The organism is Salinivibrio costicola subsp. alcaliphilus (genome assembly GCF_001996185.1).
Classification (GTDB): domain Bacteria; phylum Pseudomonadota; class Gammaproteobacteria; order Enterobacterales; family Vibrionaceae; genus Salinivibrio; species Salinivibrio costicola.
This window is the reverse complement of sequence record NZ_MUFR01000018.1, coordinates 61,209-72,058: the sequence shown is the minus strand read 5'-3', so window position 1 is coordinate 72,058 and position 10,850 is coordinate 61,209. Positions and strand designations below refer to the sequence as shown.

The 10,850-nt window shown below is 52.7% G+C and carries 13 protein-coding genes; 6 read left to right on the top strand and 7 right to left on the bottom strand.

Annotated features, from left to right (window positions below):
- The first annotated feature begins 301 nt into the window (after positions 1 to 301).
- Entirely contained in the window at positions 302 to 841 is a 540-nt protein-coding gene (locus BZJ21_RS08110) for a gamma carbonic anhydrase family protein (RefSeq protein ID WP_021022715.1), read from the top strand.
- Here the strand turns inward: BZJ21_RS08110 and BZJ21_RS08105 are convergent.
- From BZJ21_RS08105 to hemF, 3 genes are read right to left on the bottom strand one after another with little or no spacing between them, the layout of a single operon-like run.
- On the bottom strand, positions 838 to 1,098 hold the full coding sequence (locus BZJ21_RS08105) for a DUF1488 family protein (RefSeq protein ID WP_077669517.1): 261 nt from the start codon (positions 1,096 to 1,098) through the stop codon (positions 838 to 840). The genes BZJ21_RS08110 and BZJ21_RS08105 overlap by 4 nt on opposite strands.
- Positions 1,095 to 1,919 (bottom strand): shikimate dehydrogenase, encoded by an 825-nt coding sequence (aroE, locus tag BZJ21_RS08100; protein WP_077669516.1) that lies wholly within the window; start codon positions 1,917 to 1,919, stop codon positions 1,095 to 1,097. Before aroE ends, BZJ21_RS08105 begins: the two co-directional genes overlap by 4 nt.
- A 3-nt stretch (positions 1,920 to 1,922) precedes the next feature.
- A complete protein-coding gene (hemF, locus tag BZJ21_RS08095) occupies positions 1,923 to 2,840 on the bottom strand; it encodes an oxygen-dependent coproporphyrinogen oxidase (RefSeq protein WP_077669515.1) in 918 nt (305 codons plus the stop codon).
- Positions 2,841 to 3,018: 178 nt separating this feature from the next.
- Between hemF and purE the strand changes: the two genes are divergently transcribed.
- A complete protein-coding gene (gene purE, locus BZJ21_RS08090) occupies positions 3,019 to 3,501 on the top strand; it encodes a 5-(carboxyamino)imidazole ribonucleotide mutase (RefSeq protein WP_077461766.1) in 483 nt (160 codons plus the stop codon).
- A 5-nt stretch (positions 3,502 to 3,506) separates the two neighbouring features.
- Positions 3,507 to 4,655: a 5-(carboxyamino)imidazole ribonucleotide synthase gene (locus tag BZJ21_RS08085; RefSeq protein ID WP_077669514.1), complete on the top strand. Its 1,149-nt coding sequence runs from the start codon at positions 3,507 to 3,509 to the stop codon at positions 4,653 to 4,655.
- Here the strand turns inward: BZJ21_RS08085 and BZJ21_RS08080 are convergent.
- The 4 genes from BZJ21_RS08080 to BZJ21_RS08065 are packed head-to-tail and all read right to left on the bottom strand — an operon-like array spanning position 4,652 to position 7,867.
- Entirely contained in the window at positions 4,652 to 5,209 is a 558-nt protein-coding gene (locus BZJ21_RS08080) for a DNA topoisomerase family protein (protein ID WP_077669513.1), read from the bottom strand. The two genes, BZJ21_RS08085 and BZJ21_RS08080, sit on opposite strands and share 4 nt — an antisense overlap.
- Before the next feature lie 27 nt (positions 5,210 to 5,236).
- Positions 5,237 to 5,710: a DUF494 family protein gene (locus BZJ21_RS08075; protein WP_021022722.1), complete on the bottom strand. Its 474-nt coding sequence runs from the start codon at positions 5,708 to 5,710 to the stop codon at positions 5,237 to 5,239.
- Between the two features lie 2 nt (positions 5,711 to 5,712).
- On the bottom strand, positions 5,713 to 6,822 hold the full coding sequence (gene dprA / locus BZJ21_RS08070) for a DNA-processing protein DprA (protein ID WP_077461768.1): 1,110 nt from the start codon (positions 6,820 to 6,822) through the stop codon (positions 5,713 to 5,715).
- Positions 6,812 to 7,867, bottom strand: coding sequence for a LysM peptidoglycan-binding domain-containing protein (locus tag BZJ21_RS08065; RefSeq protein WP_077669512.1), 1,056 nt, complete (start codon positions 7,865 to 7,867; stop codon positions 6,812 to 6,814). The genes dprA and BZJ21_RS08065 overlap by 11 nt, the downstream gene beginning before the upstream one ends.
- Positions 7,868 to 7,984: 117 nt before the next feature.
- Between BZJ21_RS08065 and def the strand changes: the two genes are divergently transcribed.
- From def to rsmB, 3 genes are all read left to right on the top strand, one after another.
- Positions 7,985 to 8,497 carry a peptide deformylase gene (def, locus tag BZJ21_RS08060; RefSeq protein WP_077669511.1) on the top strand — a complete coding sequence of 171 codons (513 nt, stop codon included), beginning with the start codon at positions 7,985 to 7,987 and terminating at the stop codon, positions 8,495 to 8,497.
- A gap of 7 nt (positions 8,498 to 8,504) precedes the next feature.
- Positions 8,505 to 9,452 (top strand): methionyl-tRNA formyltransferase, encoded by a 948-nt coding sequence (gene fmt / locus BZJ21_RS08055; RefSeq protein ID WP_021022726.1) that lies wholly within the window; start codon positions 8,505 to 8,507, stop codon positions 9,450 to 9,452.
- Positions 9,453 to 9,560: 108 nt separating this feature from the next.
- Entirely contained in the window at positions 9,561 to 10,847 is a 1,287-nt protein-coding gene (rsmB, locus tag BZJ21_RS08050) for a 16S rRNA (cytosine(967)-C(5))-methyltransferase RsmB (RefSeq protein WP_077461771.1), read from the top strand.
- Positions 10,848 to 10,850: the final 3 nt, after the last annotated feature.

Genomic DNA, 10,850 nt, shown 5'->3' with positions numbered 1-10,850 from the left:
AACCTCTTTTTGACTCCCCTAACGCTTGGCGTTAAGTGGACGGCTATCTTAATCTTTTAAAAACTCACGTCAAGCGTTTATTTTTATTTGATTTTTTACTTCAACATGGCGCTGAGCGCTTGCCCTGTGTGCCGTGTCGATGGAGGCGCATTATAGGGAAGCTGATCAGATTGGCAACCCCTTTTTAGTGGTTTTTTAGAAAAAAACTGTCACTCGCTGTTTTTTTGCTCGCTAGAGTGTAAAACTGGTAACAAAGTCAGCGTTATCTGACATTGTATCGCGATATAAAGAGGGATTTGTGATGGCAAAACAGCTGCGCGCTTATAAAGGCATGACGCCTCAGCTTGGCGAACGCGTCTATATTGATGAATCCAGTGTATTGGCTGGCGATATTACGCTAGGCGATGATGTGAGTATTTGGCCGCTGGTTGCGGCACGTGGTGACGTAAACCATATCCAGATTGGCGCACGGACCAATGTGCAAGATGGCTCAGTCCTTCATGTCACCCACAAAAATGCCGAAAACCCACAAGGTTACCCGTTGATCATTGGCGAAGAGGTGACAATCGGCCACAAGGTCATGTTACACGGCTGCCGGATTGGCAACCGAGTCCTAGTGGGAATGGGGACGATTATTCTTGATGACGCTGTGATTGAAGATGAAGTGCTGATTGGCGCTGGCAGTTTAGTCCCGCCCGGAAAACGCTTAGAGAGCGGCTACCTGTATGTTGGCTCACCGGTCAAACAGGTTCGCCCCCTCACTGACAAAGAGCGTGCTTATTTTGCCCGCTCAGCGCAAAACTATGTCGACACCAAAGACATCTACCGCTGCGAGCACTAGATCACCAAGCTGCCATCGGGTTCAAACGCTTCTGATTCGATGGCCGCTTCCATTTGCTCTTCAATATCAAACCAAACTTGTTCGACAATCGCCTGCGCATTATCCGAGTCTACCGCATAGCCGGCGAGCGCAGATAAGGTGGTAAAGCGGACAGCGCATGTTAACAATGCACCATTAAGCTGGCCGTAGAAACAAACACGGGCCTTTGCCGTATCGACTTGCGCTTCGTCCGCAGCCAGAATAAGGGACTGATTCATCGATTGAGTGCCTCTCTTAACTGCTCACGCACACGTTCGGTTTGTGGCCGACAGCCGCGCCATATAGCAAAGCTTTCCGCCGCTTGTTCCACCAGCATACCCAAGCCGTCTAAACACCGCCCTGCTCCTAAGCGTTGCGCCCATTGGTTGCTGGTTGTGCTGCCAGCTTGATACACCATGTCATAGACAGTGGTGTTTGGGCCAATCGCTCCTTGCGGGAGAGGGGGATAGCTTTGATGTAAGCTCGCCGAGGTCGCGTTAATGATCACATCAACAGGCGCCGCCATGGGTTTATCCACGGCATGGCTGGCGATCGGTCCGGCCTCACCAAATGCAGCGGCTAATTGCTGGGCTTTTTGCTCGGTGCGATTGACAATCATCAGCGATGCTGGCGCTTGCTCCAGTAAAGGAAGCAACACACCCCGAGCGGCACCGCCCGCTCCCACGACTATAATGCGCTTATCGCGCAGTGCCACATGGTGGTGGTGTAAGTCAGTCACCAAACCGGCGCCATCGGTGTTATCACCGAGTAGAGAGCCATCGCTTTGCTTAACCAGCGTATTCACGGCACCGGCGCGGCGGGCACGCTCTGTCAGTGTATCAGCCCAATCATACGCTTGCTGTTTAAAAGGCACGGTCACATTGGCGCCGCGCCCTCCTTGCGCAAAAAACGCCTGCATGATGGTCACAAAGCCTTCAAGCGGCGCCTCAATGGCTTGATAGTCGATGTCTTGTTGGGTTTGTGTCGCAAACGCGGCGTGGATCTGCGGCGACTTACTGTGGGCAATTGGGTGGCCGACCACGCAATAACGATCGGTCATTGGTTACCACTCCCTCGGTTTAAGGTAGTCGCGATAGAGTCTCGCTTCCGGCGCATCGTCATCAGGTGACCAATTATATTCCCAACGCGCCATCGGCGGCATCGACATCAGAATAGATTCGGTACGCCCACCGCTTTGCAAGCCAAATAGCGTGCCTCTGTCATACACCAAGTTAAACTCAACATAGCGTCCGCGACGGTAAAGCTGAAAATCGCGTTCACGCTCACCATAGGGCGTAGCTTTGCGGCACTGTACAATCGGCAGATAGGCATCGATAAAACCTTTTCCAACCGCTTGGGTGTAGGCAAAGCACTGTTCGAATGGCCATTGGTTCAAATCATCAAAGAAAAGCCCGCCGACGCCACGGGTTTCATCGCGATGGGGCAGATAAAAATAGCGATCGCACCATGCTTTGTGATCAGCGTACACGCTATCACCAAAGGGCGCGCACAAGGCTTTGGCGGTCTCATGCCAGTGCTGGCAGTCTTCCTCGAACGGATAGAAAGGCGTGAGGTCAAAGCCACCGCCAAACCACCACACAGGATCAGCGCCTTCTTTTTCGGCAATGAAAAACCGCACGTTCGCGTGTGAGGTTGGCACGTATGGGTTATGAGGATGGATCACTAACGACACCCCCATGGCCTCAAAACAGCGCCCGGCGAGCTCCGGACGGTGTGCTGTCGCCGAAGCAGGCATTTGATCGCCAAATACATGCGAGAAGTTCACTCCCGCTTGTTCAAATACTTGGCCCTGACGCAGGACGCGACTACGGCCACCGCCCCCTTTCTCACGCTCCCACGCATCTTCAATAAAGTGCGCTTGACCATCTTGTTGCGCAAGCTGTTGGCAAATATCATCTTGAAGCTGGAGGAAAAAAGCCTTCACGGCTTGCTTATCAATTGTCGACTGACCGTGTGCCACGCTCACATCCTTTGTTACTGAGACTATGTATGTACTTTACCTGATCCACGCAGTGGGATCTTGACGGAATTTCATCTCCCACCGCTGACGCAAACGTTTTCCTTGCGATGAAATCTGGGTATAATTCGCACCACGCTCAGCTTAACTTATTCACGCTTGTCATCAAGAAGGACGTATTATGACTGTCGGTATCATCATGGGCTCGCAATCCGATTGGCCTACCATGACACATGCAGCGGCTATGTTGGATCACTTTGCTATCCCTTACGAAACCCGTATTGTCTCCGCCCATCGCACGCCACAGTTACTTGCCGACTATGCCCAGCAAGCGGCTGAGCGCGGTATTAAAGTGATTATTGCCGGCGCCGGTGGTGCCGCCCATCTACCCGGGATGACTGCCGCACACACCAGCCTGCCGGTGCTCGGCGTACCGGTCCAGTCGAAAGCGTTAAAAGGCATGGACTCATTGCTTTCGATTGCTCAAATGCCAAAAGGCGTGGCAGTGGGCACGCTTGCCATTGGTGAGGCAGGCGCCGCGAATGCAGGCCTCCTTGCGGCACAAATTCTCGCAACGGCCGACCCTGACTTGATGGCAAAAGTGGATGCGTTTCGCCAAACGCAAACCGAGGCCGTTCTCGCTCAGCCTAACCCACAAGGGTAACGACCATGAATATTCTGGTGTTAGGCGCGGGACAACTGGCCCGGATGATGGCATTAGCCGGCGCGCCGCTCAATCTTATCGTCAGTGCTTATGATGTGCGCAGCGGCGACATTATCCATCCTTTAACCCAGCAGCCACTCGGTCAAGGGCTCGATACCGCGATAGCCGGCGCGGATATTATCACCGCTGAATTTGAACATATTCCTGCCAACATTTTGCATCAATGCGAGCAAAGCGGGAAGTTACGCCCCAGTGCGCAGGCAATTTTAACCGGTGGCGACCGTCAAATAGAGAAAGCCTTATTGATGCAAGCTGGGGTGGCTAACGCGCCATACCGAGTGGTACATACACAGGCGGATTTAGAAAAGGCGATCGATGCTCTGGACGCGCCCTTGGTGTTGAAAAGCACGCTCGATGGTTATGACGGCAAAGGGCAATGGCGCTATCGTGATGGTGATGATCTCAGCGCATTATGGGCCGAATTGGGCGCCTTTCTTGCCGCGCCCGAGCAGCGCGATGGTCAAGCGATCATTGCTGAGGCCATGATCCCTTTTGAGCGTGAAGTGTCACTAATTGGTGTACGTGGTGCCAATGGCGAATTTGCCAGCTACAGCCTAACCCAAAACCATCACCACAACGGCGTACTGACTTTGTCGGTGGCACGGCCTGACGAACAGGATTTGCAGTTACAAGCGGCTGAAATGGTGAAAAAGATTGCCGACACACTCAATTATGTGGGTGTGCTCGCGGTCGAATTTTTTGATGTTGACGGTCGCTTGCTGGTGAACGAAATCGCACCTCGAGTCCATAACTCGGGCCACTGGACCCAGCAAGGTAGCGCCTGTTGTCAGTTTGAAAACCACTTGCGTGCGGTCAGCGGCTTACCGCTTGGCGCTACCCGTTTGGTTCAGCCCACTGCGATGATCAATATTTTGGGTCAAGGTAGTATCCCGCTTGCGACCTATCGCGACGCCCATGTGCATTGGTACAACAAAACGCCTCTCCCAGGGCGCAAAGTGGGCCATATCAATGTCACGGCCACCTCGAACGCCGCGCTTGCCACCACGTTAGCGAGCCTCGCCAGCTACCTGCCCAACGATGCTTTTCACGGCTTAAAATCGGCTGCATTGGCTCTCGCCGCGCAAACCGATTAATCCTCGCTCTCCGACTCTGCAGCCGATTCATCTTGAATCGCGCTGCAGGGCTTATCGGCACATTGATGCACGGTTTTCCCACCTTTTTTACGCTCGACCAAGAGTGCAAAACCACATGCCTCGCAGGTACCAGCTATCGGTTGTGCATTCACGGCAAAATGGCACTTAGGGTACTGATCACAGGCAAAAAAGCGCTTGCCATAGCGCGAGGTGCGCTCCACCAGCCCACCTTTGTGGCAGGCTGGGCAGGTCAGAGTGGTGTGATCGGGTTCATCTGGTTTTTCGATATGCGTGCATTGCGGGAACTGATCACAGCCAATAAACATGCCGAATCGACCTTGACGCAACACCAATTCCCCCTGCTGACACGCCGGACAGGCCACGCCAAGCGCTTTCACCACATGGCCATCACCATGGTGTAACGCTTTGGTATAGTGGCAGTCTGGATAGGCCGTACAGGCCAGAAACGGGCCTCGTTTGCCCGATTTAAACGCAAGAGCGCTGCCACATTCCGGGCAGCGCTCATGGGTCTTCGGGGTGTTATCTGTATTCATTCACACCTTTACTGTAATTGATAAGCGTTAATGCACGTACCCCTCTTGTGCGTCGTACAGCATGTCTTCCATTTGCGTATACGCGCGCTCATTACCTGGCACGTTAAACAGCACCATTAGGATCACCCATTTTAGATCATCCAAACCAAACTCTTGCGTTTCTAACTCCATCACCCGATCGATCACCATCTCACGCGTTTCTGGTGACAGCACCCCAGCTTGTTCTAAAAACAATAAAAAACCTCGGCTTTCTTGATCGAGAAAACGGGTTTCTTGCTCCGTGAATACACGAATCGAGCTCTGTGCACTGCCTGTTAGATAGGGCTGTTTATCCGCGTTTTGTAACTGAGCTAATTTTTCCAGCCAGTTTAGGGCCTTATAAATATCATCTTGATGAAAACCCGCACGGGACAATTCATCCGCTAACTCGTCCTGATCGATAATGACCTCGACATCACTGTGGATGTAGGTTTCAAACAGGTACATAAGAATGTCCATCATGGCTAGCCCCTCCTCGTTCTGACATAGCCACCGGGTACTGCTGCTACAAGCCCCTGGAGTTCTAAGTCTAACAACTGCATCATGATTTCGTGAACCGGTTGGTTGCAGCGCTCAGCTAGTACGTCGACACACGTCGCGTTAGTCCCTACGTTAGCCAACAGCGTGGGAAATGGCAATCCTTGATCGGCATCTAACTTGGGCGCATCACTAAATAATTCGCTTTGTTGGCTCACTGCAAACTGAACCAAACTGTCTACTTCACTTAAAATATCATCCACACTGTCCGTCAAGGTTGCGCCCTGCTTGATCAATTGATGGCATCCACGCGCTTGGACCTGATCGATTGGGCCTGGGATCGCAAACACCCCTCGATTTTGCTCAAGTGCGTAGCGCGCGGTAATCAATGAGCCACTTTGCGGTGCAGCCTCCACTACTAATACGCCCGCTGATAAGCCACTGATCAGACGGTTACGACGAGGAAAGTGTTCCGCCCGTGGCGGCGCATCTGGCCAGAACTCGGACACCAACGCCCCTTGCGTAATAATTTGGCTGGCTAAGTCACGGTGACGTGCAGGATAAATACGCCCTAGCCCGCTGCCGAGCACCGCCAATGTTTGTCCATTGCCGTCTAAGGCACCTTTATGCGCCCGCCCATCAATGCCCAAGGCTAAACCGCTGGTAATGGTCAACCCGTAGTCGGCCAACTGTTTGGCAAAGTGATAAGCCGTCGTCAATCCAGATTGGGTGGCATGACGACTGCCAACCATGGCGAGCTGGGGCTTGGCTAAGGCGCTGGGATCACCTTGAACATAGAGAATGAGAGGCGCGCTGGCGATTTCTTTTAACAACGAGGGATAAGCGGGATGATCAAAACACAATAAGTGGCAATCGGGCGCTTCGGCCCAGCGCAAGCTCGCATTGATTAACGCCTGATTTGGGCTGCATATCGCCTGGCATTGATCCTCACTTAATCCAATCGCGGCCAACGCCTGCTGAGATTGCTGATGGATAGCCTCGACCGGCCATGTCGATAAGAGTTTTCGACGTTGCCTGGCCCGTAGCCGTGGCACTTGAGCCAAGGTTAACCACGCGTATAACGTCTCATCTTTCATGACTGATCCGAGCGCTTGAAGGCGGAATCGCCTGCATACCCGCTTTAATCGGCTGAGTGGCTTGCTGTACGACAGCCAAACTCATCCATGGATAGGAACGGATAACCATCAGCTCACCGATTTTGACGTTCGGTAATACAGTGACCTCAGGTGGGGTTTTATCGGCTTGTGCTTGATACTGGTACTCACCTGGCTGATTCACGACCTGTTTTCCAGACTGAGTAACTTCAAATACTTGCCCGGCCGAAACCTGCGCCTTTGCCCCTTTATCCAGAACGACTAACTGCCCTTGAGCCACGTATTCACTGCCGTAAAGGTGACCCAATAAGGTCGCTTTGGTTTTCGCTGGATAAGGCCAGAATGGCGCCTGAACACGGTCGGGGGCCGGCAATAGGACGTCATTGGGTCGTATCTCTTGATTGACCTGAGTCAGTGTCATCACGCTATAGTTCGACGCCACGTCGGTGATTGAACCACTGGCCACGTGCGTCAAGCTAACCATTTGCGGGCGATTATCAGCCGTCTGATCTGCGCGTTGATGCGAAAAGGTGTGCGCGACCCGATATACCTGCCAATCGATCGCGTGTAATGCGGCATCGATATACACAGTGTCTGCCGCCGATAAAAGGCGACGCCCCTCAGGCGAGCCCAACACCCTGGGTAACGCAACTAATCGTGCTTTCTCAATCAAGGTATCTTGTGCTACGTGGGGTAAGAGTAAGGGCCCAACACTGGGCACAGGCGATGCCGGTTCGTCTGCGGCTATCGTGTGAGAGGCTTGGTATGTTAGATGCGGTTTCCCTTGTTGCCACTTAAGTGTCAACGTATCGCCCGGGTAGATAAGATGTGGATCCTTTATACTTGGGTTGTCGTACCATACCTTTGGCCAATGCCAAGGGTCAGCAAAAAAGGTAGCGGCAATATCCCAAAGCGTATCGCCACGCTCAACGGTATAACGTGTTTCACTCTTTTGTGCCGCCACACTGAACGGGAGTAGCGCTGTCAATAGGACTGTCATAGCAAGCCTACACAGTTTCTTTGTCATCGTCGTCTTCCTTGTCAGACAGAACGCGCTGATGCTGTCAATTGGCTGGCAAAATGTCTAGAATTAACCCAATTATCCCGTGCCGCATTCGGCACAGTTCAATTTTTGCGAGACGTTATGGCTTTACTGAACGTATTAACATTTCCAGATGAGCGCCTTCGCACCGTTGCGAAACCGGTGGATACCGTTACCCCTGAGATCCAGAAAATGGCCGATGACATGATTGAAACCATGTACGACCAAGACGGTATCGGTCTTGCCGCTACTCAGGTTGATTTTCACCAACGCATGGTCGTGATCGATGTATCAGAAACGCGTGACGAGCCTATGGTGCTGATCAACCCTGAAATTATCGACAAGCGCGGTGAAGACGGTATTGAAGAAGGGTGCCTCTCTGTGCCGAGCTCACGTGCCTTAGTGCCTCGAGCAGCCGAAGTGACGGTCAAAGCACTCGATCGTGACGGCAATCCATTTCAGTTCGATGCAGACGACTTACTGGCGATTTGTATTCAACACGAGCTTGACCACTTAGAAGGCAAGCTATTCGTTGATTATCTATCACCATTGAAGCGCCAACGTATCAAGCAAAAAATGGAAAAACTCAAACGCGCTAACCAAAAAGTAAGCTGAGGTCACTTTGAGCAAACCGCTGCGTATAGTATTTGCGGGCACGCCGGACTTTGCCGCGCGCCATTTACAAGCCTTACTCGACAGTGAGCATGAGGTCATTGCGGTCTATAGCCGCGAAGATAAACCAGCAGGACGGGGCAAAAAGCTCACGGCGAGCCCAGTTAAACAACTGGCGATTGAACATGCACTCCCGGTATACCAGCCTCGCACGTTGCGTGACGAAACGGCACAGGCCGAGTTAGCCGCGCTCGATGCCGACGTTCTGGTGGTGGTCGCCTATGGACTTATTTTGCCGAAAGCCGTGTTAACGATCCCAAGATTGGGCTGCGTTAATGTGCATGGCTCAATTTTGCCACGTTGGCGGGGGGCCGCACCGATTGAGCGAGCGGTCTGGGCAGGCGATAACGAAACCGGCGTCACCATCATGCAGATGGATGAAGGGCTCGATACCGGTGACATGTTAAAAATCGCCACCTTACCGATTGATGACAAAGAAACCAGTGGCAGTCTGTATGAGCGCTTGGCTGAGCTGGGTCCACAGGCACTGATTGATTGCCTCAATGATATGGCCAACGGCATTATATTGGCTGAACCGCAAAATGACGCCAAAGCCAATTACGCCGAAAAGCTAACCAAGCAAGAAGCTCATATCGATTGGCATCAAGACGCGGCGTTTATCGAACGCTGTGTACGCGCATTCAATCCTCGCCCGGTGAGTTTTTTCACCTTAGGTGAGCAAAATATCAAAGTGTGGGGCGCGAACGCACTCGATATTGATGTTGATGCTGCGCCGGGGACCGTCATTAACACTGATAAACACGGTATTCAAATTGCGACCGGCAAAGGTGTTCTTCAGCTGACACACCTACAGCCACCGGGCAAGAAAGCCATGCAGGCTCACGAGCTGCTCAATGCGCGTCGCGAGTGGTTTGAAACCGGCACCCAATTAGTATAAAGGGTGCGTTTTGTAGCAACATCGTTTAAGGCCAGTACGCTGGCCTTTTTTAATGTAACAGGCGACGCTATCGTCTGATGCCATTTTGGCCTTTTAATGGGTAAACATATGAATGTAAGAGCCGCGGCTGCCCGCGTTCTATATCAAGTGGTCGATCAAGGCCAATCCCTCTCGCAGCAACTGCCACTTGCGCAGCAGCACATCGCACCACGGGATGCGGCATTACTGCAAGAGATCTGCTACGGCACCTTACGTTGGTTGCCGCGTTTAGAGCATATCGTGCAAGCTTTGATGGACAAACCATTAAAAGGTAAGCAACGTGTGTTTCATCACCTGTTACTCGTTGGCCTCTATCAACTCGGCTATATGCGTATTCCGGCCCATGCCGCGGTGGCGGAAACGGTCAACGCGACCAAAACACTCAAGCGTCCGCAGTTACGTGGCCTTATCAATGCGATATTGCGTAACTATCAACGCGATCAAGCCTCGCTCGATGATGCCAGTCAAGCCGAGTCCGCCGGGCAACACTGCCATCCCAGCTGGTTATTAACGCGTCTTCAACAGGCCTACCCTAACCAGTGGCAAGAGATTATTGCGGCGAACCATCAAAAAGCCCCCATGTGGTTGCGCGTAAACCGCCAGCATCATACTCAGGCAAGCTACCTTGCTGAACTGCAAGCAGCTGGTATCGCTGGTTCTCCGCACACCCAAGCTTTGGACGCAATCAAGCTCGACGCACCGTGCGACGTAACACGTTTGCCAGGCTTTACCCAAGGTTGGGTATCGGTACAAGATGCCGCCGCACAACTCGCTGTCGACTACCTCCAGCCCGATTCAGCAGAGCACATTCTCGACTGCTGTGCCGCCCCCGGTGGCAAAACCTGTCATATTCTTGAACATCAGCCTGATGCGATCGTCACTGCCATTGATGCCGATGAAAATCGCTTGTCGCGGATCAAAGAGAACCTATCGCGCTTAGGGCTTAATGCTGAGGTGAAACACGCCGATGCTCGCTTGCCGAGCGCTTGGCACACGGGCCCAGCATTTGATCGCATTTTGCTAGATGCGCCCTGCTCGGCCACAGGTGTGATCCGTCGCCATCCGGACATTAAATGGCTAAGACGCGATAGCGATATTCAAGCCTTGGTCACGTTACAAGCGGAGATTTTAGACGCAATGTGGCAGCAATTGGCGCCAGGCGGTACGCTGGTCTACGCGACCTGCTCGGTATTACCGGATGAAAACGCGACACAAATTCGCGCCTTTTTAACTCGCGAGCCAACAGCAATATTGCGCACCGGCACCCACGACCAGCCAGGACGACAAATTCTCCCCGGAGAACACGACATGGACGGCTTCTATTACGCATGCCTAAAAAAGCCAACCGGCAAGTAACGA

Bases quoted from the DNA above. Each gene is read 5' to 3' on its own strand.
- BZJ21_RS08110 (WP_021022715.1), top strand. From the start codon at position 302: ATGGCAAAACAGCTGCGCGCTTATAAAGGCATGACGCCTCAGCTTGGC.
- BZJ21_RS08105 (WP_077669517.1), bottom strand. From the start codon at position 1,098: ATGAATCAGTCCCTTATTCTGGCTGCGGACGAAGCGCAAGTCGATACG.
- aroE (WP_077669516.1), bottom strand. From the start codon at position 1,919: ATGACCGATCGTTATTGCGTGGTCGGCCACCCAATTGCCCACAGTAAG.
- purE (WP_077461766.1), top strand. From the start codon at position 3,019: ATGACTGTCGGTATCATCATGGGCTCGCAATCCGATTGGCCTACCATG.
- BZJ21_RS08085 (WP_077669514.1), top strand. From the start codon at position 3,507: ATGAATATTCTGGTGTTAGGCGCGGGACAACTGGCCCGGATGATGGCA.
- BZJ21_RS08080 (WP_077669513.1), bottom strand. From the start codon at position 5,209: ATGAATACAGATAACACCCCGAAGACCCATGAGCGCTGCCCGGAATGT.
- BZJ21_RS08075 (WP_021022722.1), bottom strand. From the start codon at position 5,710: ATGATGGACATTCTTATGTACCTGTTTGAAACCTACATCCACAGTGAT.
- dprA (WP_077461768.1), bottom strand. From the start codon at position 6,822: ATGAAAGATGAGACGTTATACGCGTGGTTAACCTTGGCTCAAGTGCCA.
- BZJ21_RS08065 (WP_077669512.1), bottom strand. From the start codon at position 7,867: ATGACAAAGAAACTGTGTAGGCTTGCTATGACAGTCCTATTGACAGCG.
- def (WP_077669511.1), top strand. From the start codon at position 7,985: ATGGCTTTACTGAACGTATTAACATTTCCAGATGAGCGCCTTCGCACC.
- rsmB (WP_077461771.1), top strand. From the start codon at position 9,561: ATGAATGTAAGAGCCGCGGCTGCCCGCGTTCTATATCAAGTGGTCGAT.